General features: G+C 66.2%; 25 protein-coding genes and 4 tRNA genes. 19 read left to right on the forward strand and 10 right to left on the reverse strand.

The window, feature by feature from the left end:
• Positions 1-8: 8 nt before the first annotated feature.
• Together ACFP3H_RS21845 and ACFP3H_RS21850 are read right to left on the reverse strand one after the other, a co-directional pair.
• The gene (locus tag ACFP3H_RS21845) at positions 9-1,148 is read right to left on the reverse strand and encodes a glycosyltransferase family 4 protein (protein WP_378608818.1); all 1,140 of its coding nucleotides are present in this window, start codon (positions 1,146-1,148) and stop codon (positions 9-11) included.
• Between the two features lie 74 nt (positions 1,149-1,222).
• Positions 1,223-1,663 carry a DUF3592 domain-containing protein gene (locus ACFP3H_RS21850; RefSeq protein ID WP_378608819.1) on the reverse strand — a complete coding sequence of 147 codons (441 nt, stop codon included), beginning with the start codon at positions 1,661-1,663 and terminating at the stop codon, positions 1,223-1,225.
• Positions 1,664-1,725: 62 nt separating this feature from the next.
• Here ACFP3H_RS21850 and ACFP3H_RS21855 point away from each other — a divergent pair, with 62 nt between their 5' ends.
• Positions 1,726-2,223, forward strand: coding sequence for a DUF2505 domain-containing protein (locus ACFP3H_RS21855; RefSeq protein ID WP_378608821.1), 498 nt, complete (start codon positions 1,726-1,728; stop codon positions 2,221-2,223).
• A gap of 9 nt (positions 2,224-2,232) precedes the next feature.
• On the opposite strand, the gene ACFP3H_RS21860 is transcribed toward ACFP3H_RS21855, so the two are convergent.
• Entirely contained in the window at positions 2,233-3,498 is a 1,266-nt protein-coding gene (locus ACFP3H_RS21860; protein ID WP_378608822.1) for a geranylgeranyl reductase family protein, read from the reverse strand.
• A 145-nt stretch (positions 3,499-3,643) separates the two neighbouring features.
• Between ACFP3H_RS21860 and ACFP3H_RS21865 the strand changes: the two genes are divergently transcribed.
• Both ACFP3H_RS21865 and htpX read left to right on the forward strand, forming a co-directional pair.
• Positions 3,644-4,666, forward strand: coding sequence for a polyprenyl synthetase family protein (locus ACFP3H_RS21865; protein ID WP_378608824.1), 1,023 nt, complete (start codon positions 3,644-3,646; stop codon positions 4,664-4,666).
• A 36-nt stretch (positions 4,667-4,702) separates the two neighbouring features.
• A complete protein-coding gene (gene htpX, locus ACFP3H_RS21870) occupies positions 4,703-5,566 on the forward strand; it encodes a zinc metalloprotease HtpX (protein ID WP_378608825.1) in 864 nt (287 codons plus the stop codon).
• A gap of 119 nt (positions 5,567-5,685) precedes the next feature.
• Here the strand turns inward: htpX and ACFP3H_RS21875 are convergent, their stop codons facing one another.
• The gene (locus ACFP3H_RS21875; RefSeq protein WP_056814350.1) at positions 5,686-6,177 is read right to left on the reverse strand and encodes a YajQ family cyclic di-GMP-binding protein; all 492 of its coding nucleotides are present in this window, start codon (positions 6,175-6,177) and stop codon (positions 5,686-5,688) included.
• Between the two features lie 173 nt (positions 6,178-6,350).
• On the opposite strand from ACFP3H_RS21875, the gene ACFP3H_RS21880 reads away from it, so the two are divergent.
• The 15 genes from ACFP3H_RS21880 (at position 6,351) to ACFP3H_RS21950 (ending at position 22,275) form a co-directional block, all read left to right on the forward strand.
• A tRNA-Tyr gene (locus tag ACFP3H_RS21880) sits at positions 6,351-6,433 on the forward strand.
• Between the two features lie 236 nt (positions 6,434-6,669).
• Positions 6,670-6,742, forward strand: a tRNA-Thr gene (locus ACFP3H_RS21885).
• Positions 6,743-6,804: 62 nt separating this feature from the next.
• A tRNA-Met gene (locus ACFP3H_RS21890) sits at positions 6,805-6,880 on the forward strand.
• 36 nt (positions 6,881-6,916) lie between these two features.
• Entirely contained in the window at positions 6,917-7,087 is a 171-nt protein-coding gene (gene rpmG, locus ACFP3H_RS21895; protein WP_056814348.1) for a 50S ribosomal protein L33, read from the forward strand.
• Between the two features lie 128 nt (positions 7,088-7,215).
• Complete coding sequence (locus ACFP3H_RS21900) at positions 7,216-8,283, forward strand: fused (3R)-hydroxyacyl-ACP dehydratase subunits HadA/HadB (protein ID WP_378608872.1); 1,068 nt, start codon at positions 7,216-7,218, stop codon at positions 8,281-8,283.
• Positions 8,284-8,466: 183 nt separating this feature from the next.
• A tRNA-Trp gene (locus ACFP3H_RS21905) sits at positions 8,467-8,539 on the forward strand.
• Between the two features lie 32 nt (positions 8,540-8,571).
• Positions 8,572-8,934: a preprotein translocase subunit SecE gene (secE, locus tag ACFP3H_RS21910; protein WP_378608827.1), complete on the forward strand. Its 363-nt coding sequence runs from the start codon at positions 8,572-8,574 to the stop codon at positions 8,932-8,934.
• A gap of 100 nt (positions 8,935-9,034) precedes the next feature.
• Positions 9,035-9,883: a transcription termination/antitermination protein NusG gene (gene nusG / locus ACFP3H_RS21915; RefSeq protein ID WP_378608829.1), complete on the forward strand. Its 849-nt coding sequence runs from the start codon at positions 9,035-9,037 to the stop codon at positions 9,881-9,883.
• A 217-nt stretch (positions 9,884-10,100) separates the two neighbouring features.
• Entirely contained in the window at positions 10,101-10,535 is a 435-nt protein-coding gene (rplK, locus tag ACFP3H_RS21920) for a 50S ribosomal protein L11 (RefSeq protein WP_019049397.1), read from the forward strand.
• Between the two features lie 157 nt (positions 10,536-10,692).
• Entirely contained in the window at positions 10,693-11,406 is a 714-nt protein-coding gene (rplA, locus tag ACFP3H_RS21925) for a 50S ribosomal protein L1 (RefSeq protein ID WP_266293661.1), read from the forward strand.
• A gap of 410 nt (positions 11,407-11,816) precedes the next feature.
• Positions 11,817-12,380, forward strand: coding sequence for a 50S ribosomal protein L10 (rplJ, locus tag ACFP3H_RS21930; protein ID WP_378608831.1), 564 nt, complete (start codon positions 11,817-11,819; stop codon positions 12,378-12,380).
• Between the two features lie 62 nt (positions 12,381-12,442).
• The gene (rplL, locus tag ACFP3H_RS21935; protein ID WP_378608832.1) at positions 12,443-12,826 is read left to right on the forward strand and encodes a 50S ribosomal protein L7/L12; all 384 of its coding nucleotides are present in this window, start codon (positions 12,443-12,445) and stop codon (positions 12,824-12,826) included.
• Positions 12,827-13,056: 230 nt separating this feature from the next.
• A complete protein-coding gene (locus ACFP3H_RS21940) occupies positions 13,057-14,139 on the forward strand; it encodes an ABC transporter ATP-binding protein (RefSeq protein WP_378608834.1) in 1,083 nt (360 codons plus the stop codon).
• 576 nt (positions 14,140-14,715) lie between these two features.
• Positions 14,716-18,216 carry a DNA-directed RNA polymerase subunit beta gene (rpoB, locus tag ACFP3H_RS21945; protein WP_378608836.1) on the forward strand — a complete coding sequence of 1,167 codons (3,501 nt, stop codon included), beginning with the start codon at positions 14,716-14,718 and terminating at the stop codon, positions 18,214-18,216.
• 105 nt (positions 18,217-18,321) lie between these two features.
• Positions 18,322-22,275: a DNA-directed RNA polymerase subunit beta' gene (locus ACFP3H_RS21950; RefSeq protein ID WP_378608837.1), complete on the forward strand. Its 3,954-nt coding sequence runs from the start codon at positions 18,322-18,324 to the stop codon at positions 22,273-22,275.
• 99 nt (positions 22,276-22,374) lie between these two features.
• Here ACFP3H_RS21950 and ACFP3H_RS21955 read toward each other — a convergent pair whose 3' ends face one another.
• From ACFP3H_RS21955 to ACFP3H_RS21965, 3 genes are read right to left on the reverse strand one after another with little or no spacing between them, the layout of a single operon-like run.
• Complete coding sequence (locus ACFP3H_RS21955; RefSeq protein WP_378608839.1) at positions 22,375-22,704, reverse strand: helix-turn-helix domain-containing protein; 330 nt, start codon at positions 22,702-22,704, stop codon at positions 22,375-22,377.
• The gene (locus ACFP3H_RS21960) at positions 22,701-23,072 is read right to left on the reverse strand and encodes a type II toxin-antitoxin system RelE/ParE family toxin (protein WP_378608840.1); all 372 of its coding nucleotides are present in this window, start codon (positions 23,070-23,072) and stop codon (positions 22,701-22,703) included. The genes ACFP3H_RS21955 and ACFP3H_RS21960 overlap by 4 nt, the downstream gene beginning before the upstream one ends.
• 43 nt (positions 23,073-23,115) lie before the next feature.
• Positions 23,116-24,117 carry an EamA family transporter gene (locus tag ACFP3H_RS21965; RefSeq protein WP_378608842.1) on the reverse strand — a complete coding sequence of 334 codons (1,002 nt, stop codon included), beginning with the start codon at positions 24,115-24,117 and terminating at the stop codon, positions 23,116-23,118.
• A gap of 38 nt (positions 24,118-24,155) precedes the next feature.
• Here ACFP3H_RS21965 and ACFP3H_RS21970 point away from each other — a divergent pair, with 38 nt between their 5' ends.
• Positions 24,156-24,686 (forward strand): CGNR zinc finger domain-containing protein, encoded by a 531-nt coding sequence (locus ACFP3H_RS21970; protein ID WP_378608843.1) that lies wholly within the window; start codon positions 24,156-24,158, stop codon positions 24,684-24,686.
• Between the two features lie 10 nt (positions 24,687-24,696).
• Here the strand turns inward: ACFP3H_RS21970 and ACFP3H_RS21975 are convergent, their stop codons facing one another.
• From ACFP3H_RS21975 to ACFP3H_RS21985, 3 genes are all read right to left on the reverse strand, one after another.
• Positions 24,697-25,380, reverse strand: a complete 684-nt coding sequence (locus ACFP3H_RS21975; RefSeq protein ID WP_378608845.1) for a hypothetical protein — start codon at positions 25,378-25,380, stop codon at positions 24,697-24,699.
• Positions 25,381-25,447: 67 nt separating this feature from the next.
• Positions 25,448-25,837, reverse strand: coding sequence for a DMT family transporter (locus ACFP3H_RS21980; RefSeq protein ID WP_378608846.1), 390 nt, complete (start codon positions 25,835-25,837; stop codon positions 25,448-25,450).
• 31 nt (positions 25,838-25,868) lie between these two features.
• A complete protein-coding gene (locus ACFP3H_RS21985; protein ID WP_378608848.1) occupies positions 25,869-26,189 on the reverse strand; it encodes a DMT family transporter in 321 nt (106 codons plus the stop codon).
• Positions 26,190-26,208: the final 19 nt, after the last annotated feature.

The following is a 26,208-nucleotide window of genomic DNA, read 5'->3' on the forward strand; positions in this document are numbered from 1 at the left end:
TTGGCCACTCAGGCCGTGCGGGGCAATCGCTCTCGCGTTCCGGTGACATCGGCGTAGTGGCCCATCAGCTCCGTGCAGATCGCGGGCCAGGTGCGCCGCAGCACCGACTTGCGCGCGGCGCCGGCGAACAACGCGCGCTGACGCGGGTCCCGCAGCGCCGACACCGCACTGGGCAGCAGCTCGGCGAACCGCTCGACCGGCAGCAGGAAACCGTTGCGGCAGTGTGCGATCAGATCGCGCGGGCCGCCCGCGTCCGGCCCGATCACCGGCACGCCACACGACAGCGCCTCCTGCACGCCCTGACAGAACGTCTCGTGCTCGCCGGGATGCACCATCACGTCCAGGCTCGCGTAGTGCTCGGCCAGCTCGGTACCGCCCAGCTCGCCGGTGAACACCGCCGTCGGCATCAGCGTGCGCAGGCGCGCGCGTTCGGGTCCGTCGCCCACCACCACGAGCTGGATCGACGGGTCGCCGGCCAACGCGGCCAGCCGCTCCACGTGCTTCTCCGGCGCGAGCCTGCCCACGAAACCGACCACCAACCGATCGTCGGCGCCCCAGCTCGCCCGCAACGTTTCGCTGCGCGCCGCCGGGGTGAACCGGGCGATATCCACGCCGCGACCCCACCGGTGCACGCGCGGAATGCCGTGTTCGGCGAGGTCGTGCGCCGCCGCGGTCGAGGGCGCCAGCGTGCGGGTCGCGCCCTCGTGGATCCGCCGCGTCCAGGCCCAAGCCGCGCGCGAGGCCAGCCCGAGCCCGTAGCTCTTGGCGAACCCGGCCACATCGGTCTGATACACCGCCACGGTCGGCAGGTCCAGGCGCGTCGCGGCCGCGAGCCCACCGGCGCCGAGCAGGAACGGCGAGGCCAGGTGCACCACATCGGGGTCGAAGTCGGCGATGGCGGCGGTGATCCCCGGCTGTGGCAGGCCCACCGGCAGCGAACTCACCCTCGGCACCATCATCGCGGGTACCCGGTGCACCGGGAAGCGGTCGTGGAAGCGGGGTGCGGGCGGCACGCCGCGCAACGTATCGGGCGCCACGATCATGGCCTCGTGACCGTGCTCATCGAGGTGGTCCAACACCCGCAACACGGAGTTGACGACGCCGTTCATGTTCGGCAGGAACGACTCCGAGACGATGGCTACGCGCACCCTCCCAGGGTGCCCACCGCAGCTCGCCCCACCCCCAACGCGCACGTGAAGCCGCGGCGAACAGCAGGGGAAAGTTACGCCTCGCGCTGTTTGCGCCGCACGACCCACAGCACCGGCAGCGCGAGTGCCCAGGCCACCACGATCACCGACGCGGCCGGAATGATCGCCACCCGCGCATCGCGCCCCGCCACCCGGACCAGGTCGGGATCGCGAGTGCTGTACTCGACATTGATCCGCTGACCCACTGTCAGATTCGTGGGATACAGGATGCCGACCTTGGGATTGTGGGTCACGCTGTCGGGCGTCACGTAGGTGACCGCCGAGCGCAACCGGCCCGCCGAGAGCACCTCACCGGAGGTCACGCCCCGATTGCGCTCGATCTCGAAGTCATTGCGCCAGGCCGCGAGGACCAGCAGCACCATGAGCACGCTGATCACCGTGGCAGCGCCGATCACCCACGCCCTGACCCGGCGCAGGCGCGTACTCCGCCGCTGCGCGAGGCTGGTTTCCGACACCACCGCACCCTACTGGAATTCCGCCCGAGGCCGCCGCGAGGGCCGCCGCTACCATTCCCAGCATGTCCCGCAAATTCAGCTTCACCGTGCCCTACACCGTCCCGGTCGAAGAGCTTCACCGGGCACTAGTCGACGACGCGGTCTGGCAGGCGCGTTTCGCCGTCGCCGACACCGCGACCGTAGAACTGTCCCATCCCGAGGGACCGGACTCGATTACCCTCCATATGACCGAAAAGCCCGGCCGGGACAAGGTTCCCGGCCTGGTCCGCAAGGTGCTCAAGAGCGATCTCGTGCTCGAACGCACCGACAACTGGCAGCCCCTGCAGGGCGAGACCGCCAAGGGCACCTTCACCGGCACCACCAGCGGCATCGCCACCGAGATGGCGGGCACCTACGAACTGCGCCCCACCGCCGAAGGCAGCGAGATCGAGGTCGTCGGCACCGTCAAGGTGAAGGTTCCGTTCGTCGGCGGCGCCATCGAGCCGCTGGCCGAACAGCTGCACCAGCGGGTGCTGCACAGCGAACGCAAGTTCTTCGAGAACTGGTTCGTCTCGCAGTGACCGCCCGGCTCAGCTGAAGGGCGCCACCTCGTCGGCCCGCAACGAGGCTCGGCCCGCCGTGCGCCACAGGCGCGCGGTGAGGTCGAGATCCTCGTCGGTGACGAGGTTGCCCATCACGCGAACGGCCGTGCGCTGCAAGTACTTCGACCGCATCACCGGCGGCCCGCCCAGGGGCACCATCCTCGGGTGGGTCGCCAGTCCGGCCAGTCTGCGCGCCACCGAGAACGTGCGCCCGTAGCGCTCGCGCAGCAGCTGCGGCCACACCCGGCTCAGATCCGGCTCGTCGAGCAGACCTGCCAGCATGTGCCCGCCTTCGAGCCCGTAGTCGATGCCCTCGCCGTTGAGCGGGTTCACACACCCCGCGGCGTCGCCGACCAGCACCCAGTTCGGCCCCGCCACGTTCGATACCGCGCCGCCCATCGGCAGCAGCGCCGAGGCCACCGCGCGCAGTTCACCGCGCAGGTCCCATTCCTCGCGGCGCAGCCGGGTGTAGTGCTCGAGCAGCGGCTTGAGGGCGATATGCGAGGGTCGCGCCTCGGTGGCCAGCGAGCCGACGCCGATGTTGACCTCGCCGTTGCCGAGCGGGAAGATCCAGCCGTAGCCGGGCACCAGTTCGTCGGCGGCGTTGCGCAATTCCAGATGCGAGGAGATCCACTGGTCGTCGCTGCGGCCCGAGGAGATGTAGGCGCGCGCGGCGGTGCCGTAGGCGTAGCGCCGATTCCAGGTGCGGCCCAACTGTTTTCCGATGGGGGAGCGCACGCCGTCGGCCACCACCAGCACCCGGCACCGCACCGTGTGGGTGTTCGCGCCGATCCGCACGTCGACCTCGGTGACCCGCTCGCCGTCGCGGTGCACCTGCACGACCTTGGCGCCGTCGACCATCCGCGCACCGGACTTGATCGCGGTCTCGCGCAGGGTGTTGTCGAGTTCGGTTCGCGGAACGGCACTTCCATAGGTGGGGAACGACCCGCCCGGCCACGGCAGCAGCGCCTCGCGGCCGAATCCGGCCATCCGCAGACCGTGATTGACCGTGTGCGCGCGCAACCATTCGCCGAGCCCGAGCTTCTCCAACTCGGCCGTGGCGCGCGGTGTGAGGCCGTCGCCACAGGTCTTGTCGCGCGGGAAAACCGCCGAATCGAGCAGCAGCACATCACGTCCGCCGCGCGCGGCCCAGGCCGCCGACGCCGAACCCGCAGGTCCGGCCCCGACCACGAGCACCTCTACGGTGGCGGGCAGCGTCGCGGTGTCGGCAGGGGTGAGATCCGGTGAACCCATGGCTCAATAGTGGCACTCGCCGTTGCTGTGCGAGAGTGTCGGGTACACCGGGAATTGTCACTGTGTGACCGGGTTCATCGGCAGTGATGCCGGAACACGTTAGGTTGCTACCCGTCGGGGTCGGACGCATCGCTGGGAGAAGATTATGAGCACATCGGCTGTGAGCGACGAGAGCACCGTGGTTGCCGGGGTAGATCTCGTCGATCCCGACCTCGCCATCACCGTGCGCGACGGACTGGCCGCGGTCGAGAAACTGCTCGTCGACGAACTCTCCGACGGCGAGGATTTCCTCCAGGAAGCGGCCCTGCACCTGGCCAGGGCGGGCGGCAAGCGGTTCCGGCCGCTGTTCACCGTGCTGACCGGCCAGTTGGGCCCCAATCCCACCGATCCCGCCCTGGTCACCGCGGGCACGGTCGTGGAACTGGTACACCTGGCCACCCTCTATCACGACGACGTCATGGACGAGGCCACCCAGCGCCGCGGCGCCGAGAGCGTCAATGCGCGCTGGGGCAACAACATCGCGATCCTGGCCGGGGACTACCTGTTCGCCCACGCCTCGCGCCTGACCTCCACCCTCGGCCCCGACGCGGTGCGCATCATCGCCGAGACCTTCGCCGAACTGGTCACCGGCCAGATGCGAGAAACCATGGGCGCCAAGAAGACTCAGGATCCCGTCGAGCACTACCTGCGCGTGGTGTGGGAGAAGACCGGTTCGCTCATCGCCGCCGCGGGTCGCTTCGGCGGCACCTTCTCCGGCGCGGGCCCCGAGCACGTCGAACGCCTGGCCCGTCTCGGCGACGCCGTCGGCACCGCCTTCCAGATCTCCGACGACATCATCGACATCTCCTCGTCGGCCGAACAGTCGGGCAAGACCCCCGGCACCGACCTGCGCGAGGGCGTGCACACCCTGCCGGTGCTCTACGCCCTGCGCGAGTCCGGCGCCGACGGCGACCGCCTGCGCACCCTGCTCGCGCGCCCGCTCGAGACCGACGCCGAGGTCGACGAGGCGCTGGAACTGCTGCGCCGCTCACCCGGCATGGCACTGGCCAAGCGCACGCTCGCCGAATACGCCGACCTGGCCGACAGCGAACTCGCCGCACTGCCCCCCGGCCCCGCCAACGACGCCCTCACCCGCCTGGTCCGCTACACCATCGAACGGGTGGGCTGAGCGGAACTTCCGCGGCGCGATTCGCGTTGCTCATTCATGCCCAATGGGATCAAAACGTTCGGCTTGATGGTCGGGATGTCGGCGCTCATCGTCGCCATCGGGGCTATGTTCCGCAGCCCGACGATCCTGGTCATCTCGATCGTGCTCGCCGTCGGGATGAACGCCTACGCCTACTTCAACAGCGACAAACTGGCGTTGAAGGCGATGCACGCGCAACCGGTCAGCGAACTGGAGGCGCCGGTCATGTACCGGATCGTGCGCGAGCTCGCGACGACGGCCCGCCAGCCGATGCCGCGGCTCTACATCAGCCCGACCAGTGCCCCCAACGCGTTCGCGACCGGCCGCAATCCGCGCCACGCGGCGGTCTGCTGTACCAGCGGCATCCTGCAGCTACTCGACGAGCGGGAGCTGCGCGCGGTGCTGGGTCACGAGCTGTCGCACGTCTACAACCGCGACATCCTGATCTCGTCGGTGGCCGGCGCCATGGCCTCGGTCATCACCGGTCTGGCGAATATGGCGTTCCTGGCGAGCTCGTTCGGCAATCGTGACGGCAACGGTCCGAACATCATCGGTGTGCTGTTGGTCTCGCTGCTCGGCCCGATCGCCGCGGCCCTGATCAAACTGGCCGTCTCCCGATCCCGGGAGTACCAGGCCGACCAGTCCGGCGCCGAACTCACCGGCGACCCGCTGGCCCTGGCCTCGGCCCTGCGCAAGATCGAACGCGGCGTGCAGGCGGCCCCCCTCCCGCCCGACCCCAAGATCACCAGCGAGTCCCACCTGATGATCGCCAACCCGTTCCGCGCGGGCGACCGGGTGGCCCGCTGGTACTCCACCCACCCCCCGATGGACGAACGCATCAAGCGCCTCGAGGAGATGGCAGGCGGAAATCACCCCCACTGACCACGACGGGTTTTCGGCCGCCTCGGATCCGAGGGGCGAGACGTGACGCCGAAGGCGGAGTATCGCCCCTCGGATTCGAGGCCCAAGGGGCCGAAAACCCCGCGGCGCCAGCCGCCGAACTATCTGTAGTTGACGAACTGCAGGGCGATGCCGAAGTCCTCGCCCTTGAGCAGCGAGATCACTTCCTGCAGGTCGTCGCGCTTCTTGCTGCTCACCCGCAGCTCCTCGCCCTGGATCTGGGCCTTCACGCCCTTGGGGCCCTCGTCGCGGATCTTCTTGGAGATCTTCTTGGCCTTCTCGGTGTCGATGCCCTGCACCAGGGTGCCGGTGATCTTGAACACCTTGCCCGAGGGCTGCGCCTCGCCGGCGTCGAACGCCTTGAGCGAGATATCGCGGCGGATCAACTTCTCCTTGAACACGTCGAGGGCCGCCTGCACCCGCTCCTCGGCATTGGCGGTCAGCACGATGGCCTCCTCGCCCGACCAGGCGATCGACGCGTCGGTGCCCTTGAAGTCGTAGCGCGAGTTCAGCTCCTTCTCGGCCTGGTGCAGAGCGTTGTCGACCTCTTGGCGATCGACCTTGCTCACGACGTCGAATGACGAATCAGCCACACTGCGCTCCTGTCCTGTGAAGGTCGGGCGAACTCCGGGGAGTGGTTCGCCCACCACCGAGACAGTTGTACCCGCACCGGGGTGCGCGGGGTGCTCGCAGGGGTGTTGTGCAGGCGTTTTGATTGCTCGGGTGGGTTCGTTGTAAGCTGCTCCACGCACCGGAAACGGCGCACGGCAGATTGCCCGAGCGGCCAATGGGAGCGGACTGTAAATCCGTCGGCTTATGCCTACGTAGGTTCGAATCCTACATCTGCCACCTCGAACCCCGTCGATCATGAAGATCGGCGGGGTTCTTTGGTTTCCGGGCATCTTCCGGGTGCCGGGCCCGCCGCGTCCTCAGCGCGACCTCGCGGCGGGCGTAAGCGGGTAAAAACACGTCCTGAGCTGGCGATTTGGTAGTGCTGCCAGGTGTTGTGTAATCTCGTTCAGGACGCCGGAGCACGGGGTCACGCTGATCGGCCCGCCGATCTAGACTCTGTGCCACGTAGTCATGCCCCCTTAGCTCAGTCGGTAGAGCGTTTCCATGGTAAGGAAAAGGTCAACGGTTCGATTCCGTTAGGGGGCTCGCCGGATTGCCGGTGGTGACGCCAACCTACCGTAGCGGCATCATCGTGATAGGTCCGCCGTGGCGGTGTAGCTCAGTCGGTAGAGCAAACGACTCATAATCGTTGTGTCGCCGGTTCAAGTCCGGCCATCGCTACCAACATTGACTCAGCCTAGACCGGAAAGAAGGCAAATCGTGGCCGCGAAGTCCACCGATGTCCGGCCAAAGATCACCTTGGCCTGCGACGAGTGCAAGCACCGCAACTACATCACCAAGAAGAACCGGCGTAACGACCCGGATCGCCTGGAACTGAAGAAGTTCTGCCCGAACTGCGGAACCCACCGGGCGCACCGCGAGTCGCGCTAGTTTCACAGCATTGCCGAAGGCCGGACGAGAGTCCGGCCTTTGTGCGTTCATCCCCCGGACGCGCCACGTTTTTTTCCCCGGTCGACTTCGGTGCTGTCTTACGAGTGAGTAAGGTCGGCGTTGTGACAGTGCACACCGGAACTCACGAAGCGGCCCCCGCCGCGGCCGATTCCTTCGATCCGGCCGGCCACGCGGCCGCGATGGTCGGCCACCACTACCGCGTCGACGACTACTACGAAGTCGGCCGCGAGAAGGTGCGCGAATACGCCCGCGCCGTGCAGGACTACCACCCGGTGCACTGGGAAGAGGACATCGCGCGCGAGTACGGCTACGACGGCCTGCTCGCCCCGCTCACCTTCATCTCCCTGGTCGGCATTCTGGCCCAGCGCAAACTGTTCGAGCAGATCGTCACCGGCTACGACCTGAGCCAGATCATGCAGACCGACCAGATCCTGGAATTCCACCGCCCGATCCGGGTCGGCGACCAGTTGACCTGCGATGTGTACCTGCATTCCTTCCGTCAGGCCTTCGGCGGCGACATCATCGTGACCAAGAACATCGTCACCGCCCAGGACGACGAACTCGTGCTCACCACCTACACCACCCTGATCGGGCGCAGCGGCGGTGACATCGATCCCAGAATGTCGGACGCGGTGCGCAATGTGCTCATGCACGGCCTCGGCGAGGACGAGCCCGCCCATCACGCGCCCGCCGAGATCGGCGAGATCACGCCCGATCCGATCACCAGGGAACCGGCGCCGCGGGTGAGCAACCACGCGCTCTCGTTCGACAGCGTGGCCGTCGGTGACGAACTGCCCGCGCGGGTGGTGCGCCTGACCCGCGGCGACCTGGTCAACTACGCGGGCGTGTCCGGCGACGCCAACCCGATCCACTGGAGCGACGAGGTCGTCAAGCTGGTCGGCCTGGACAACGTGGTCGCCCACGGCATGCTCACGATGGGCCTTGGCGGCGGTTTCGTCACCTCGTGGCTGGGCGATCCGGGCGCGGTGACCGAATACAACGTCCGCTTCACCAGCCCGGTCTACGTGGGCTCGGAGATCCCGGCCGAAGTCGAATTCACCGGCAAGGTGAAATCGGTCGATCCGCAGACCCGGACCGCGGTCGTCGCCATCACCGCGAAGTCGGCGGGCAAAAAGATCTTCGGGCGCGCCACGGCAACCGTTCAGTTGTCCTGACCTGGTCGAGTGTCCCGGATTGGCGATAACCGCACGCGGTGACGTATAGTCGGGGCTCTGGGGTCACCGGCTGCTGCGCGCTGATCTTCCCGGGGAGTTCGCTCCTCACGGAAGCGGCGCGCGTGTTGTGTGACACCGTGGATAATTGAATATCGAGATGTGGTTGGGCGTGAGTCCAACCGAAGGGGCGTAGCTCAATTGGCAGAGCAGCGGTCTCCAAAACCGCAGGTTGCAGGTTCAAGTCCTGTCGCCCCTGCCCTGAATGCCAGCGACGAGCAAGGAGATGGCGTGAGCGACGAGCGGGATACTCGCGAAGACGGCGAGGACACCCCCGCTGCCACTCGACCGAGTGGCAAGCGGTCCGCTCGCCGTGTGCGCACGTCGGATGCTCCGGCCGAAACCGGAGCCGTGGCCACGCTGGATCGGCCGTCGGCGCGCAAGGCGGACAAGGCCAAGTCGGGCAACCCGTTCAAGCGGCTGCTCAAGTTCCTGCGAGAGGTCATCGCGGAACTGCGCAAGGTGATCTGGCCCAACCGGAAGCAGATGGTCACCTATACGGCCGTCGTTCTGGTGTTCGTGGTCTTCATGGTCGCGTTCATCAGTGGGGTCGATGTGGCGTTCATCAAGGGTGTCAGCTGGCTGTTCGGCTGATCGCCGACACCCCTAGCCGGCCGCCGATCCGGACCGAGGCGCCGCCGAGCGCACCCGGCCCACCAGGATGTACGTGACGACACAGGAAGCGAGTGCCTCAGTGAGCACCCCGGAGAACGACACCAACGACGAGTTCCCGGTTGACGACGCTGTCGTGGCGGAAACCGCCACCGACGAGGTCGAGGCCGAGCTCGCCGACGCCGACGCCGACGCCGACGAAGCCGCTGTCGAAGAGGCCGACGAGGTCGAGGCCGACATCGTCGACGAAGCCGTGATCGCCGAAGTCGCCACCGAGGACGATCCCGAGGCCGACCCGATCGAGTCGATGAAGATCAAGCTGCGCCGCGTGCCCGGCGACTGGTACGTCGTGCACTCGTACGCCGGTTACGAGAACAAGGTCAAGACCAACCTCGAGACCCGCGTGCAGAACCTCGGCCTCGAGGATTACATCTTCCAGGTCGAGGTGCCGACCGAAGAGGTCACCGAGATCAAGAACGGCCAGAAGAAGAACGTCAACCGCAAGGTGCTGCCGGGCTACATCCTGGTCCGCATGGAACTGAACAACGAGTCGTGGGGCGCGGTCCGCAACACCCCCGGCGTTACCGGTTTCGTCGGGATGACCGGCGGTGGCCCCGGCGCCAAGCCGACCCCGCTGACCATCAACGAGGTCGTGAAGTTCCTGGTTCCGGCCGGTGCGCAGGCGCAGAAGAAGGCCGCCGCGGCCGCCGCGACGGGTTCGGACGCCGGTGTGGCCGCCTCGGGCAAGCCCACCATCGAGGTCGACTTCGAGGTCGGCGAGTCGGTCACCGTCATGGACGGCCCCTTCGCCACGCTGCCCGCGTCGATCTCCGAGGTCAACGCCGAGCAGCAGAAGCTCAAGGTGCTGGTGTCGATCTTCGGTCGCGAGACCCCGGTCGAGCTGAACTTCACCCAGGTCTCCAAGATCTAGAGTTCACCCGCTTTTCCCGAACGGCACCGCTTTCCGGCGGTGCCGTTCGGCGTTTGTGCTGCTCACCACCCGATTGCCGGGTCTACCTGCTGGTCCGGTAGAGTGTGATGGTTCGTGTTCTGACTTCCCCGCAGTACCTGTCGGGGTCAAGTCGTGCGCGGATACGAGGCTTACGGCAACCGTAAGGAACCGAACCCCAGAAAGCCAAGGAAGAAAGATGCCCCCCAAGAAGAAGAAGCTCGCCGGGATCATCAAGCTGCAGATCCAGGCCGGTGCCGCGAACCCGGCCCCTCCGGTCGGCCCCGCGCTCGGTCAGCACGGCGTCAACATCATGGAGTTCTGCAAGGCGTACAACGCCGCGACCGAGTCGCAGCGTGGCAACGTCATCCCGGTCGAGATCTCGGTCTACGAGGACCGCACGTTCGACTTCAAGCTGAAGACCCCGCCTGCCGCTCGCCTGCTGCTCAAGGCCGCCGGTGTGCAGAAGGGCTCGGCCGAGCCGCACAAGACCAAGGTCGCCAAGGTCACGATGGACCAGGTCCGCGAGATCGCCAAGACCAAGGCCGAGGATCTCAACGCCACCGATCTCGATCAGGCCGCGAAGATCATCGCCGGTACCGCGCGTTCGATGGGTATCACCGTCGAAGGCTGAGCGTCAGCGCCGTAGGCGGCAGCGCAGCGTAACCACGCAGGCGTAGCGAAGCCTTCGGATAGATGCAGCAGGCTGAGCGAATCTCGCTCTCATGTGGGAGGGCCGGCCAGGCCCGAACAAACCACATCTGAACTCAGAACCTTAAGGACAGAAAATCATGGCAAAACGAAGCAAGGCGTACCTCGCCGCTGCTGAGAAGGTCGACCGCGACGCCCTGTACTCCCCGCTGGCCGCCGCGCGCCTGGCCAAGGAGACCGCGACCACCAAGACCGACGCGACCGTCGAGGTCGCCGTTCGTCTCGGCGTCGATCCCCGCAAGGCCGATCAGATGGTCCGTGGCACTGTCAACCTGCCGCACGGCACCGGTAAGACCGCCCGCGTCATCGTCTTCGCCGCCGGCGAGAAGGCGTCCGAGGCCGAGGCCGCAGGCGCCGACGCCGTGGGCGCCGAGGACCTGATCGAGCGGATCCAGGGCGGCTGGCTCGACTTCGACGCCGCGATCGCCACCCCGGACCAGATGGCCAAGGTCGGCCGCATCGCGCGTGTCCTCGGCCCGCGTGGTCTGATGCCGAACCCGAAGACGGGCACGGTCACCAACGATGTGACCAAGGCCGTCAACGAGATCAAGGGCGGCAAGATCAACTTCCGCGTCGACAAGCAGGCCAACCTGCACTTCGTCATCGGCAAGGCGTCCTTCGACGACGCCAAGCTGGTGGAGAACTACGGCGCCGCGCTGGACGAGATCCTGCGTGTGAAGCCGTCGACCGCCAAGGGTCGCTACGTCAAGAAGATCACGGTTTCGACGAACACCGGACCGGGCATCCCGGTGGACCCGAACCGCACCCGCAACCTCCTCGACGAGGACGCGTGAGCTTCTAGCTCGACTCGGTAGCACTTCCGCGAGGGCGGGAACGCAGGACGCGTTCTCGCCCTCGCGGCGTTCTATCCCGTTGGCGCACTGTCGAATTCGCGCACCGGTGACCCCGTTTTGGCAGATCGTGGTAGGTATGCGTACACTGGTCAACGGTCATGCGGAATGTGTATGCGTTCTCGAAGACCAAACCATCGTTCTACCGAAGACCGTAGGTCGTTGATGTCCGAGTTCGCTCGGGGGTCGATCGAAGGTCCAGCGACATTGCTGGCGGCCCACGCAGGTTGAGCTGAGGCCACAGGATTTTTCCTCTTGCGCCCCGGTACGCCCTGCGTCCGGGGCGTTTGTTCTGTCGCTGGCCCCTGATTCGGTAGTGCACCACGAACCCGACATCAGAGAGGAGGCGAAGTATGGCAAAGCCCGAAAAGGTCACCGCTGTCGCGGAGATCGCGGAGCAGTTCAAGAACTCCACGGCCACCGTTGTCACGGAATACCGTGGCCTGTCGGTCGGAAAGCTCACCGAGCTGCGTCGCGCGCTCGGCGCTGGCGCGACCTACTCCGTCGCCAAGAACACCCTGGTCAAGATCGCTGCCGGCGAAGCCGGTGTGGCGGGTCTGGACGAGCTGTTCGTCGGCCCGACCGCCATCACCTTCATCCAGGGTGAGCCGGTCGATGCCGCCAAGGCGCTCAAGCAGTTCGCCAAGGACAACAAGGCCCTGGTCATCAAGGGCGGGTACATGGACGGCCGCGCGTTGTCCGTGGCCGAGGTCGAGCGCATCGCCGACCTCGACTCGCGCGAGGTGCTGCTGGCCAAGCTGGCCGGTGCCTTCAAGGCCAAGCCCGCGCAGGCTGCTGCCCTGTTCGTCGCCCCCGCTTCGCAGGTCGCCCGGCTCGCCCAGGCTCTGCTCGAGAAGCGGACCAGCGCCGAAGGCGCTCCGGCTGCTGCCGAGGCCCCCGCGGCCGACGCCGAATAAGACATCCATTACCCGCTTCGTAGCGCGTACGCGCCGCGAGGTACTTCCCGAAAGGAACCACCATGGCCAAGCTGAGCACCGAAGAACTGATCGGCGCCTTCAAGGAGCTGACCCTGCTCGAGCTCGCTGAGTTCGTCAAGGTCTTCGAGGAGACCTTCGAGGTCACCGCCGCTGCCCCCGTCGCCGTTGCCGCCGTCGGTGGCGCTGCCCCCGCCGAGGCCGCTGAGGAGCAGGACGAGTTCGACGTCATCCTCGAGGGTGCCGGCGACAAGAAGATCCAGGTCATCAAGGTGGTCCGTGAGATCGTCTCGGGCCTGGGCCTGAAGGAAGCCAAGGACCTGGTCGAGGGTGCCCCGAAGCCGATCCTGGAGAAGGTCACCAAGGAGGCCGCCGAGGCTGCCAAGGCCAAGCTCGAAGAGGCCGGCGCCAAGGTTGCCGTCAAGTAATTCGGCACCTGTGCTGTTGTGAACGGGCGGTCCTTCGGGGCCGCCCGTTTGCTATTCGTTCGGACATGCGACAGTGATCCGGGCTATGTGGGCCGCCTAGGTTACTCTTCAGTCATGTAGGGGTGTGCCCCGTCTCACTGATGAGTTACAGTGACCGGACCCACATCGGACGTGGTGCGCCGCCGTGATGTGAGCGTGCGGTAACGCGGGTGGGGTGCTCGCAGGGATCAATGGAGGTAGCAGTGGGCGTCGAGGTCAGGACCGAGGGAGTAACGAAATCCTTCGGTTCACAGCGAATTTGGCAGGACGTGTCGATCACGCTCCCTTCGGGTGAGGTCAGTGCATTGCTCGGGCCTTCGGGTACGGGTAAGTCGGTGTTCCTGAAATCGCTCATCGGCCTGCTGCGGCCCGAGCGGGGGTCCATCTTCATCGATGGCACCGATATCACGACGTGCTCCAACAAGGAGCTCTACGAGATCCGCAAACTGTTCGGCGTCCTGTTCCAGGACGGCGCGCTGTTCGGCTCGATGAACCTCTACGACAACATCGCGTTCCCGCTTCGTGAGCACACGAAGAAGTCGGAAACCGAGATTCGTCGCGTGGTCATGGAGAAGCTCGAGCTCACCGGTCTGCTCGGCGCCGAGGGCAAGCTGCCCGGCGAGATCTCCGGCGGTATGCGCAAGCGCGCCGGTCTGGCTCGCGCGCTGGTGCTCGACCCGCAGATCATTCTCGTCGACGAGCCCGACTCGGGCCTCGACCCGGTGCGTACCTCGTACCTGGCGCAATTGCTGCTCAACATCAACGCCCAGATCGACGCCACGATCCTGATCGTGACGCACAACATCAACCTGGCCCGTACCGTGCCCGACAACATCGGCATGCTGTTCCGCCGCAACCTGGTGATGTTCGGCCCCCGCGAGGTGCTGCTCACCAGCGAGGAGCCGGTGGTCAAGCAGTTCCTCAACGGTCGCATGATCGGCCCGATCGGTATGTCGGAGGAGAAGGACGAGGCGCAGATGGCGCGCGAGCAGGCGCTCGTCGACGCCGGTCACCACCACGGTGGCGCCGAGGAGATCGAGGGCATCATCCCGCAGATGAAGGCCGAGCCCGGTATGCCCGCCCGCCAGGCGGTGTTCCGTCGTCAGGCGCGCGTGCGCGAGATCATCCACACGCTGCCGCACGCGGCGCAGGTGGCGATCCGTGAGTCGCTCGACCAGACCGAGGCCGACAATCAGGTGATGGCCAACTACGGCGGCAACGATCAGCCCACCGAGGTCTTCAAGACGATTCCGCACGGCCAGATCAACAACTGAGCCACTTTCACACCGCTGTCGAGCCTCGGCCACCCGGCCGGGGCTCGTTGGCGTTACGGGGCGAAAAACAGCAGCTGACCGGGCGCTGTAGCGGTTGGCGCGGACGGTGTGTCACGGGTAAAATGGCCGCCGCCGAGCAGTCGGGCACCGCGGCGATGTGGCAAGGGCGCCAGGCGATCTCAGATCGCGAACAGACCCCGCCGCGCACTTGACGAGGCGCGCGCGAACCGTCACCCTATTCACAGCAGCGATAGCTGTTAAGGGGCACCAGCGACCGGAACGCATCCGGTCCCGGCGCCGAGGAGATCCGACGCGGCCAGCGTTTCGGGCCTTCGGCGCGTTATCCGTGCGAGCGGTCACACGGATGGTATGTTGACACTCCCTTGTCTAGGGGTGTAAGTTTGGACGTTGCGCTGGCTGCCTCCTGTCCACACCTTGATTCGCACACGAAAGTCCCACCTTCCGGTGTTACTTCCGCTGCTGCTTGTTCTGGTTTCGTTCGGGCTGTCACCAGCGAGAATCTCAACAACGTAGCAGGCAAGCGACGGTCGCGGACCACCACGCGGCGCGCGTGAGGTGCTGGAAGGACGCATCTTGGCAGTCTCCACCCAGACCAAGGCTGGTATCCCCGGAGCCCCGTTGAGGGTTTCGTTCGCGAAGATCCGAGAGCCCTTGGAGGTGCCCGGACTTCTCGACCTACAAACGGACTCGTTCGCCTGGTTGGTCGGTACTCCCGACTGGCGCGAGAAGGCAGCCGCTCGCGGCGACGTCGGTCTCGCAGGCGGCCTCGAGGAGGTGCTCGAGGAGCTCTCGCCGATCGAGGACTTCTCCGGGTCCATGTCCCTGTCGTTCTCTGATCCGCGCTTCGAAGAGGTCAAGGCCTCCATCGACGAGTGCAAAGAGAAGGACATGACCTACGCGGCGCCGTTGTTCGTCACCGCGGAGTTCATCAACAACAACACCGGCGAGATCAAGAGCCAGACGGTGTTCATGGGCGATTTCCCCATGATGACCGACAAGGGCACCTTCATCATCAACGGCACCGAGCGTGTCGTCGTCTCGCAGCTGGTCCGTTCCCCGGGCGTCTACTTCGATCACAGCATCGACAAGACCACCGAGAAGGACCTGCACAGCGTGCGCGTCATTCCGTCGCGCGGCGCGTGGCTGGAGTTCGACGTCGACAAGCGCGACACCGTCGGTGTCCGCATCGATCGCAAGCGTCGTCAGCCGGTCACCGTGCTGCTCAAGGCGCTGGGTCTGACCACCGAGGAGATCGTCGAGCGTTTCGGCTTCTCCGAGATCATGATGTCGACCCTCGAGAAGGACAGCACCCCCGGCCAGGACGAGGCGCTGCTCGACATCTACCGCAAGCTGCGTCCGGGCGAGCCGCCGACCAAGGAGTCCGCGCAGACTCTGCTGGAGAACCTGTTCTTCAAGGAGAAGCGCTACGACCTGGCCCGCGTCGGTCGTTACAAGATCAACAAGAAGCTCGGCATCCACCTGCACGAGCCGGTCACTTCCTCGGTCCTGACCAAGGAAGACATCGTCGACACCATCGAGTACCTGGTGCGTCTGCACGCCGGTGACCGCACCATGACCGCCCCCGGCGGCGAAGAGGTGCCCGTCGAGGTCGACGACATCGACCACTTCGGCAACCGTCGTCTGCGTACCGTCGGCGAGCTCATCCAGAACCAGATCCGCGTGGGCCTGTCCCGCATGGAGCGCGTGGTCCGCGAGCGGATGACGACTCAGGACGTCGAGGCGATCACGCCGCAGACCCTGATCAACATCCGTCCCGTGGTCGCCGCGATCAAGGAGTTCTTCGGAACCTCGCAGCTGTCGCAGTTCATGGACCAGAACAACCCGCTGTCGGGTCTGACCCACAAGCGCCGCCTGTCGGCGCTCGGCCCCGGTGGTCTGTCCCGTGAGCGTGCCGGTCTGGAAGTTCGTGACGTCCACCCGTCGCACTACGGCCGCATGTGCCCGATCGAGACCCCGGAAGGCCCGAACATCGGCCTGATCGGTTCGCTGTCGGTGTACGCGCGGGTCAACCCGTTCGGCTTCATCGAGACCCCGTACCAGAAGGTCGTCGATGGCAAGGTCACCGACGTGGTCAAGTACCTGACCGCCGACGAGGAAGACCGCTACGTTCGCGCGCAGGCCAACTCCCCGGTCGACGCCGAGGGTCGCTTCCTCGAGGAGAAGGTCCTCGTCCGCCGTGCGGGCGAAGAGGTCGAGTTCGTGACGCCGGCGCAGGTCGACTTCATGGACATCTCGCCGCGCCAGATGGTGTCGGTCGCGACGGCCATGATCCCGTTCCTCGAGCACGACGATGCCAACCGTGCCCTGATGGGCGCGAACATGCAGCGTCAGGCCGTGCCGCTGATCCGTTCGGAGTCCCCGATCGTGGGCACCGGCATGGAGCTGCGCGCCGCTGTCGACGCCGGTGACGTCGTGGTCAACGAGAAGCCCGGTGTGGTCGAAGAGGTCTCGGCCGATTACGTCACGGTGATGGCCGACGACGGCAGCCGCAAGTCCTACCGGATGCGCAAGTTCAACCGGTCGAACCAGGGCACCTGCTCCAACCAGCGTCCGATCGTGGACGAGGGCCAGCGAGTGGAGAAGGGGCAGGTCCTCGCGGACGGCCCCTGCACCGAGAACGGCGAGATGGCGCTGGGCAAGAACCTGCTCGTCGCGATCATGCCGTGGGAAGGCCACAACTACGAGGACGCGATCATCCTGTCGCAGCGCCTCGTGGAAGAGGACGTTCTCACCTCGATCCACATCGAAGAGCACGAGATCGATGCCCGCGACACCAAGCTCGGTGCCGAGGAGATCACGCGCGATATCCCCAACGTCTCCGACGAGGTCCTGGCCGACCTCGACGAGCGCGGCATCATCCGCATCGGTGCCGAGGTCCGCGACGGCGACATCCTGGTCGGCAAGGTCACGCCCAAGGGCGAGACCGAGCTCACCCCGGAAGAGCGTCTGCTGCGTGCCATCTTCGGTGAGAAGGCTCGCGAAGTGCGCGACACCTCGCTCAAGGTGCCCCACGGTGAGTCGGGCAAGGTCATCGGCATCCGCGTGTTCTCGCGCGAGGACGACGACGATCTGCCTCCCGGCGTGAACGAGCTGGTCCGCGTCTACGTGGCCCAGAAGCGCAAGATCCAGGACGGCGACAAGCTCGCCGGTCGCCACGGCAACAAGGGCGTCATCGGCAAGATCCTCCCCGTGGAGGACATGCCGTTCATGCCCGACGGCACCCCGGTCGACATCATCCTCAACACCCACGGTGTGCCCCGTCGTATGAACATCGGCCAGATCCTCGAGACCCATCTGGGTTGGATCGGCAAGGCCGGCTGGAATATCGACGTGGCCGCCGACGGCACCCGCCCCGAGTGGGCCGCCACCCTGCCCGAGGAGATGCTGGCCGCACCGGCCGACTCGAACATCGCCACGCCCGTCTTCGACGGTGCCAAGGATGACGAGCTCACCGGTCTGCTCGCCTCGACCCTGCCCAACCGTGACGGTGAGCGCATGGTCGACGAGAACGGCAAGTCGACCCTGTTCGACGGTCGCTCCGGCGAGCCGTTCCCGTACCCGGTCGCGGTCGGTTACATGTACATCCTGAAGCTGCACCACCTGGTCGACGACAAGATCCACGCCCGTTCGACCGGTCCGTACTCGATGATCACCCAGCAGCCGCTGGGTGGTAAGGCGCAGTTCGGTGGTCAGCGTTTCGGTGAGATGGAGTGCTGGGCCATGCAGGCCTACGGCGCGGCGTACACGCTGCAGGAACTCCTGACCATCAAGTCCGACGACGTGGTCGGCCGCGTGAAGGTCTACGAGGCCATCGTCAAGGGCGAGAACATTCCGGAGCCGGGCATTCCGGAGTCGTTCAAGGTGCTCCTCAAGGAACTCCAGTCGCTGTGCCTCAACGTGGAGGTGCTGTCTTCGGACGGCGCCGCGATCGAGATGGGCGGCGGCGAGGACGAGGATCTGGAGCGCGCCGCGGCGAACCTGGGCATCAACCTGTCCAGGAACGAAGCGGCAACCATCGACGATCTGGCGAACTAGGTGGTAGGCGGTGCGGTCGCAGTGGAAGCGACCGCACCGCGCACCGCGCTCGACAACTAGTGAACTTTTGCTCGAATTCGACCCGAATAGGGGAAAGGAAGTTACGTGCTAGACGTCAACTTCTTCGATGAACTCCGGATCGGCCTTGCCTCCGCCGACGACATCCGCCAGTGGTCCTACGGCGAGGTCAAGAAGCCGGAGACCATCAACTACCGCACGCTCAAGCCGGAGAAGGACGGGCTCTTCTGCGAGAAGATCTTCGGTCCCACCCGGGACTGGGAGTGCTACTGCGGCAAGTACAAGCGTGTCCGCTTCAAGGGCATCATCTGTGAGCGCTGTGGTGTCGAGGTAACTCGCGCCAAGGTGCGTCGTGAGCGGATGGGCCACATCGAACTGGCCGCTCCGGTTACCCACATCTGGTACTTCAAGGGCGTTCCGTCGCGCTTGGGTTACCTGCTCGACCTGGCGCCGAAGGATCTCGAGAAGATCATCTACTTCGCCGCCTACGTCATCGTCGGCGTCGACGAGGAGCTGCGTCACAACGAGCTCTCCACGCTCGAAGCCGAGATGGAGGTCGAGAAGAAGGCTGTCGCCGATCAGCGCGACGCCGACCTCGAGGCCCGCGCGCAGAAGCTCGAGGCCGATCTGGCCGAGCTGGAAGCCGAGGGCGCCAAGTCCGACGTGCGTCGCAAGGTCAAGGACGGCGGCGAGCGCGAGATGCGTCAGCTGCGCGACCGCTCGCAGCGTGAGCTGGACCGTCTCGACGAGATCTGGACCACCTTCACCAAGCTGTCGGTTCAGCAGCTCATCGTCGACGAGGTGCTCTACCGCGAGCTCGTCGACCGTTACGGCGAGTACTTCACCGGCGCCATGGGTGCGGAGTCCATCCAGAAGCTGATGGAGAACTTCGACATCGACGCCGAGGCCGAGAAGCTGCGCGAGACCATTCGCAGCGGCAAGGGCCAGAAGAAGCTGCGCGCGCTCAAGCGTCTGAAGGTCGTCGCGGCCTTCCAGACCAACGGCAACTCGCCGATGGGCATGGTGCTCGACGCTGTTCCGGTGATCCCGCCGGAGCTGCGCCCGATGGTTCAGCTCGACGGTGGCCGTTTCGCCACCTCCGACCTGAACGACCTGTACCGCCGCGTGATCAACCGCAACAACCGCCTCAAGCGACTGATCGATCTGGGCGCGCCCGAGATCATCGTCAACAACGAGAAGCGGATGCTGCAGGAGTCGGTCGACGCCCTGTTCGACAACGGCCGTCGTGGCCGTCCGGTCACCGGACCGGGTAACCGCCCGCTGAAGTCGCTGAGCGATCTGCTCAAGGGCAAGCAGGGTCGTTTCCGTCAGAACCTGCTCGGCAAGCGCGTCGACTACTCGGGCCGTTCGGTCATCGTCGTCGGTCCGCAGCTCAAGCTGCACCAGTGTGGTCTGCCCAAGCTGATGGCGCTCGAGCTGTTCAAGCCGTTCGTCATGAAGCGTCTGGTCGATCTCAACCACGCGCAGAACATCAAGTCCGCCAAGCGGATGGTCGAGCGTCAGCGCGCTCAGGTGTGGGATGTCCTCGAAGAGGTCATCGCCGAGCACCCGGTGCTGCTGAACCGCGCGCCCACCCTGCACCGCCTCGGCATCCAGGCCTTCGAGCCCCAGCTGGTCGAAGGCAAGGCCATTCAGCTGCACCCGCTCGTGTGTGAGGCGTTCAACGCCGACTTCGACGGTGACCAGATGGCCGTGCACCTTCCGCTGTCTGCGGAGGCGCAGGCCGAGGCGCGCATCCTGATGCTGTCGTCGAACAACATCCTGTCCCCAGCGTCGGGTCGCCCCCTGGCGATGCCGCGTCTGGACATGGTGACGGGCCTGTTCTACCTGACTCGTCTCGACGAGAACGGTGTGGGCACCTACCGTCCGGCGACCAAGGACGAGCCGGAGTACGGCGTGTACTCCTCGCCCGCCGAGGCACAGATGGCCGTCGATCGTGGCGAGCTGACCGTGCGGTCCACCATCAAGGTGCGACTGACCGAGCAGCGCCCGCCGCGCGACATCGAGAACGAGCTGTTCCCGGACGGCTGGCGTCGTGGCGACGCGTGGCTGGCCGAGACCACCCTCGGTCGCGTGATCTTCAACGATCTGCTCCCGGCGGACTACGCGTTCATCAACGAGCCGATGCCGAAGAAGCGCCAGGCCACGATCATCAACGATCTCGCTGAGCGTTACCCGATGATCGTCGTCGCGCAGACCGTCGACAAGCTCAAGGACGCCGGCTTCTACTGGGCCACGCGTTCGGGTGTCACCGTCTCCATGTCGGACGTGCTCGTTCCGCCGGAGAAGGCCGACATCATGGAGCGCTACGAGTCCATGGCCGATCAGATCGAGAAGAAGTACCAGCGTGGTGCGCTCGATCACCAGGAGCGCAACAACGCCCTGGTCAAGATCTGGCAGGAAGCGACCGAAGAGGTGGGTGCCGCGCTGCGTACCCACTACCCGCCGGACAACCCGATCATCACGATCGTCGACTCCGGCGCGACGGGTAACTTCACCCAGACTCGTACCCTGGCCGGTATGAAGGGCCTGGTGACGAACCCGAAGGGTGAGTTCATCCCGCGTCCGATCAAGTCCTCGTTCCGTGAGGGCCTGACCGTGCTCGAGTACTTCATCAACACCCACGGTGCTCGTAAGGGTCTGGCCGACACCGCGCTGCGTACCGCCGACTCGGGTTACCTGACCCGTCGTCTGGTGGACGTGTCGCAGGACGTCATCGTCCGCGAAGAGGACTGTGGCACCGAGCGCGGCATCCTGGTGCCGATCGCCGAGCGCACCGCGGACGGCACGATCATTCGTGACGCGCACGTGGAGACCTCGACCTACGCCCGCACGCTGGCGCAGGACGCGATCGACGCCAAGGGCAACGTGATCGTGGCCAAGGGTGCCGACCTGGGCGATCCCGCCCTGGAGGCGCTGCTCGAGGCCGGTATCACCGAGGTGAAGGTCCGCTCCGTGCTGACCTGCACCACCGGCACCGGCGTCTGCGCCACCTGCTACGGCCGTTCGATGGCCACCGGCAAGCTGGTCGATATCGGCGAGGCCGTCGGCATCGTCGCGGCCCAGTCCATCGGTGAGCCCGGTACCCAGCTGACCATGCGTACCTTCCACCAGGGTGGCGTCGCCGGCGACGACATCACCGGTGGTCTGCCGCGTGTTCAGGAGCTCTTCGAGGCCCGTGTCCCCAAGGGCAAGGCGCCGATCGCGGAGGTCTCGGGTCGGGTGCGGCTCGAGGACGACGACCGCTTCTACAAGATCACGATCATCCCTGATGACGGGTCCGAGGAAGTCGTCTACGACAAGCTCTCGAAGCGTCAGCGTCTGCGGGTGTTCAAGCACGACGACGGTTCCGAGCGTCTGCTGGCCGACGGTGACCACGTGGAGGTGGGTCAGCAGCTGCTCGAGGGTGCCGCTGATCCGCACGAGGTGCTGCGCGTGATGGGTCCCCGTCAGGTGCAGGTCCACCTGGTCCACGAGGTCCAGGAGGTCTACCGCTCGCAGGGTGTGTCGATCCACGACAAGCACATCGAGGTCATCGTGCGCCAGATGCTGCGTCGCGTGACGATCATCGATTCGGGTGCGACCGAGTTCCTGCCCGGTTCGCTCACCGAGCGCGCCGAGTTCGAGAACTCGAACCGTCGCGTGGTGGCCGAAGGCCGCGAGCCGGCCTCGGGCCGTCCCGTGCTGATGGGTATCACCAAGGCGTCGCTGGCCACCGATTCGTGGCTGTCGGCGGCCTCCTTCCAGGAGACCACCCGAGTGCTGACGGACGCGGCCATCAACTGCCGCTCCGACAAGCTGATCGGCCTGAAGGAGAACGTGATCATCGGCAAGCTGATCCCGGCGGGTACCGGCATCAACCGGTACCGCAACATCCAGGTTCAGCCCACCGAGGAAGCCCGTGCCGCGGCGTACGCGGTGCCGTCCTACGACGACACCTACTACTCCCCGGACAGCTTCGGCTCCTCCACCGGCGCGGCAGTGCCGCTGGACGACTACGGCTTCAGCGACTACCGCTAAGCCTTAGGCAGCCAACAGATTTCGGCCCCCGCTCGTTCGAGAGCGGGGGCCGTTTTCGTGGTACCGCTCAGAGTTCGTTGGCGCGGCGAGATGGGCGCATCAGGCGACCTTGATCGTGTGTGGGCCGACGCTCACGCTGATGTCGACGCGGCCGCCGAGGGCGTGGGCGTACGCGCGGAGGGTGTCGAGTTCCATGGCGGCCAGGTCTCCGTTCTCGATTTGGGAGATGCGCGCCTGACTTACTCCGAGTGCGGTGGCGAGTTCGGCCTGCGTCGTGCCGACTTTCTGCCGAAGTTCTCGAAGGTGATGTCCGGCGATGCGCCCGGCCAACTGTTCGGCCGCAGTTGCCCGCACTTCGGGATCGGACAGTTCGGGGTGCAAGCGGTGCGCCTCTTCCTTCACTTCGCGCCAGCTTCGTGCACCAGTCATCGGCTTTCCCCTTCTCTTTCTGCGCGGTAGTCGGCGTAGCGGTGTTCTGCCAGCGGGATCGCATCCGTATACCACTTGGTCCAGCGGCCTGTCTTGTCTCCGCCGACCAGGATGATCGCTTGCCGGTCGGGATCGAAGATGAACAGCATTCGGATTTCCGACCGTCCGCTCGAACCGGGCCGGAGCTCCTTCAGATTCTTCAATCGACTGTGTTCGAGCGTGTCGACCAACGGTCTGCCCAGGGTCGGACCAACAGCTGAGAGCTGGTCGAGGGCCTGTTCGATCAAGGCTGCGGAGACCGGGTCGGACTCGCACAGCTTCATGAACCAACGGTCGACTGGCTCGAGTAGCACGATCTCCCATTCCATCGCCACAATATAAGTCAAAGCTTATACTGTGGCGTCAGGTGGTTCAATCCCTCTGCGGCGAATCGGCGAAATCGGAGAGGATCGCGGTGTCCGCGGGTGTTTCCGGGGTGCCGAGGGGGAGGGGCTCGGGTTCGCCGAGGCGGACGGTGATGACGCCGAGGAGGATCAGGGTGCCGCCGAGGAGTTGGAGGGGGCGGGGGGCTTCGCCGAGGAGGGCCCAGGCGAAGAGGAGGGCGGCGAGGACTTCGGTGAGGGCGACGAAGGAGGCCAGGCGGGAGCCGAGGCGGCGGGTGGCGGCGATGCCGGTGACGTAGGCGATGGCGGCGGTGACAATGCCGATGAGCAGGATGGGGATCCACCAGGGGGTGGTGAATTCGGCGAATTCGGCGGGGTTGGTGGTGGCGTGGAGGGAGACTATGCCGAGGGCGCCCGCCAGGAGCAGGATCAGGCCGCCGATCAGGAGCCCGCCTGCGGCGAGGACGGTGCCGGGGAGTGCGCCGCCCTCGGCGGAGAGCAGGAAGTAGGCGGCGGCGCCGACCATCGAACCCAGTGCCCACGCGATGCCGATCGGGTCGGTGGACACCCCGGAGAGCACGTCGAGTACCAGCATCAGGCCGGTGATGCCCAGGGCCGCGCCCGCGATGGTGGCCGCGCCCGGCCGCTGCCGGTGCCGCGCCCACAACCAGCCGACGATGGCGATCGGGGCGGCGAACTCGATGAGTAGCGCGGTGCCGACCTCCATGCGCGCGACCGCGTTGAAGTACGCGAGCTGGGTGCCCGCCACGGCGATCAGGCCGTAGACGGTGATGAGCCGCGCGTTGTCGCGCACCAGTTGCCAGTTGCCCCGCAGTTGGTGAATGGCCAAGGGCAGCAGGACGACTCCGGCGAGCAGCACCCGTGCGGCGACTACCGCGGCCGCGCTCCAGCCCGCGTCCATCAGTCCGCGCGCGAGTGGTCCTGACGTGCCGAACGAGGTGGCCGAGGCGAGGGCGAACAACAGCCCGGTCCGAATCCGAGCTGCGCTGTCATGAGTCAAAGCCACCATGGCTAATGACGTTAAGCAGCCTGCGGTAATCTGTCAATGTGGTTTTCGCTCATGACACCGAGGCGGCCCTGCTGGCAGCGGTCGAGCTGGTCAATTCCGCCGAAGCCCCCGATACGCTGACGGAAACGGCCCAGCTCGCCGACTTCCTCGAACGGCACGCCTACACCGGTCTCCACACCGGCGACGACGACGAACTGGCCGAGGTCCGCGCCCTGCGCGCACCCCTGCGCGCGCTGCTCACCAGCGACCGCGATGCCGCCGTCATCCAGGTGAACGACACCCTCGCCGAACACCGCGCCCTCCCACAGCTGGTCCGCCACGGCGATGTCGACTACCACGTGCACGCCGTCCCCCCGCAGGCCCCGCTACCCGTGCGCATAGCCGTCGAGACCGCGATGGCGATGATCGATCTCATCCGCGCCGACGATCTGAGTCGCCTGTCGATCTGCGCCGACTCCGACTGCGCGGGCCTGGTACTCGACCTGTCTCGCAATCGTTCTCGCCGCTACTGCAGCACCGCCTGTGGCAACCGCAACGCCGTCGCGGCGTATCGCGCCCGCCAACGCTGACGGCGGTGCCTCAATGCGGAGTGCGCACCTTCGGGCACTTCTTTCCCGCCAGATGGCACTTGTCCTCGAACCCTGACGGCAACCACGTCCCCGACTTCAATACCGGGTGATGCGGAAAGTGTCGCAGCGCGGCGGTGACGAAAATCAGTGCCGCCCACGGTGTTTGCACCTGGATCTGCTGCAGCGTGCCCTCCCGGTCGGGAAATCGGCAGCCGACCCGATCGGGTGCGGTGAGGTCGATGGATTCCAGGGCCGACCAGTACAGCGAGAACGACCGATCCGGGTTGGCCAGGTGCAGCCGCCGGTCCGAGATCATCACCGAGCCTGCCCGCTCGTACACCCACCGGGGTCGCGCGGCCGCCGCGGCCTGCTGGCGTCGCGTCCGATCGGCGACCGCGTTGCCGAGCTGAGCGGCCAAGGCGATCGGCGGCGGCCCGACGACCGGCAGTCGCGCGGTAGTGCGGCCGCCGTCGCCGCCGGCCCGCCACGTGTACCAGTTGACCGCCCCTTCGGCCAGCCCCACCTCGCCCGGTTCGATCCGCACCCGCGTGGCCGTGTGCGGGATCAGCGCGACCTCGCCGCGCGCGAGCAGATCGGCCACCCCGCACGTGTACAGCAGGTAGTCGTCGAACCACGTCCACCCGGCCTGTTCGGCCAGGGCGCGCTCGATATCGGCCAGCGGGTCGAACATCATTTCCATCACCACCCACCCGTGCGAACTCCTGGCCTCAACGGTAGCCGAGCCGGGTGACAATGCGCCGCTAGACGGGCGCCGGTTCGGCCTTGGCGCGCTGCTCGGTGGCGAAGGCGGGACTGTCGGCGAGCTTGAGCCAGATCACCCCGCCGATGATGACGGCCAGCCAGCCCGCGCGCGTCAGGGTGAGTGTCTCGTCGAAGAACAGCGGGCCGAACAGGGCGGCGCCGACCGCGCCGATGCCCGCCCAGACCGCGTAGCCGATGCCGACGTCGATGGTTTTCAGCGCGACGCTCAGGGCGAACAGGGTGAGCAGGAAGAAGACCACCGCCGCGATCGACCAGCCGAGCACGGTGAACCCGGAGCTGCCGCCGACGGCGAGCGCGTAGCCGACTTCGAAGACGCCTGCCAGTCCCATGATCAGCCAGGCTCGGGTGTTCGAGGAGGTTGTGTTCATCAGAAGTCCTTTCGAGGTTGTCGACGGTGGATTACGCGGCACCGCTGAGCTGGAGCCCGGCGACGCCGGCGATCACGATGGCGATGCCGAGCCCCTTCTTCCAGCTCAGTCGCTGTCCGAGGAACAGCGCGCCGACCACGACGATCCCGACGCCGGCGATCGAGGTCCACAGCGCGTAGCCGACGCCCACGTCGAAGGTGAGCAGTGCCCGGCTCAGGAAGAAGGTGGCGATGGCGCCGCTGACCAGGGTCGCGGCGGTCCAGCCCGGCCGGGTGAAGCCTTTCGCGTTGCTCGCGGCCAGGGCGACCATGACCTCGAAGATCACGGCGATACCGAGGTAGATCCAGCTCATGTCGTTCCGATCTGTTGGT

This window comes from Nocardia lasii (assembly GCF_042658545.1).
Taxonomy (GTDB): Bacteria; Actinomycetota; Actinomycetes; order Mycobacteriales; family Mycobacteriaceae; genus Nocardia; species Nocardia lasii.

Bases quoted from the DNA above. Each gene is read 5' to 3' on its own strand.
- ACFP3H_RS21855 (WP_378608821.1), top strand. From the start codon at position 1,726: ATGTCCCGCAAATTCAGCTTCACCGTGCCCTACACCGTCCCGGTCGAA.
- ACFP3H_RS21860 (WP_378608822.1), bottom strand. From the start codon at position 3,498: ATGGGTTCACCGGATCTCACCCCTGCCGACACCGCGACGCTGCCCGCC.
- ACFP3H_RS21865 (WP_378608824.1), top strand. From the start codon at position 3,644: ATGAGCACATCGGCTGTGAGCGACGAGAGCACCGTGGTTGCCGGGGTA.
- htpX (WP_378608825.1), top strand. From the start codon at position 4,703: ATGCCCAATGGGATCAAAACGTTCGGCTTGATGGTCGGGATGTCGGCG.
- rplK (WP_019049397.1), top strand. From the start codon at position 10,101: ATGCCCCCCAAGAAGAAGAAGCTCGCCGGGATCATCAAGCTGCAGATC.
- rplA (WP_266293661.1), top strand. From the start codon at position 10,693: ATGGCAAAACGAAGCAAGGCGTACCTCGCCGCTGCTGAGAAGGTCGAC.
- rplJ (WP_378608831.1), top strand. From the start codon at position 11,817: ATGGCAAAGCCCGAAAAGGTCACCGCTGTCGCGGAGATCGCGGAGCAG.
- rplL (WP_378608832.1), top strand. From the start codon at position 12,443: ATGGCCAAGCTGAGCACCGAAGAACTGATCGGCGCCTTCAAGGAGCTG.
- ACFP3H_RS21940 (WP_378608834.1), top strand. From the start codon at position 13,057: ATGGAGGTAGCAGTGGGCGTCGAGGTCAGGACCGAGGGAGTAACGAAA.
- ACFP3H_RS21955 (WP_378608839.1), bottom strand. From the start codon at position 22,704: ATGACTGGTGCACGAAGCTGGCGCGAAGTGAAGGAAGAGGCGCACCGC.
- ACFP3H_RS21960 (WP_378608840.1), bottom strand. From the start codon at position 23,072: ATGGAATGGGAGATCGTGCTACTCGAGCCAGTCGACCGTTGGTTCATG.
- ACFP3H_RS21965 (WP_378608842.1), bottom strand. From the start codon at position 24,117: ATGGTGGCTTTGACTCATGACAGCGCAGCTCGGATTCGGACCGGGCTG.
- ACFP3H_RS21975 (WP_378608845.1), bottom strand. From the start codon at position 25,380: ATGATGTTCGACCCGCTGGCCGATATCGAGCGCGCCCTGGCCGAACAG.
- ACFP3H_RS21980 (WP_378608846.1), bottom strand. From the start codon at position 25,837: ATGAACACAACCTCCTCGAACACCCGAGCCTGGCTGATCATGGGACTG.
- ACFP3H_RS21985 (WP_378608848.1), bottom strand. From the start codon at position 26,189: ATGAGCTGGATCTACCTCGGTATCGCCGTGATCTTCGAGGTCATGGTC.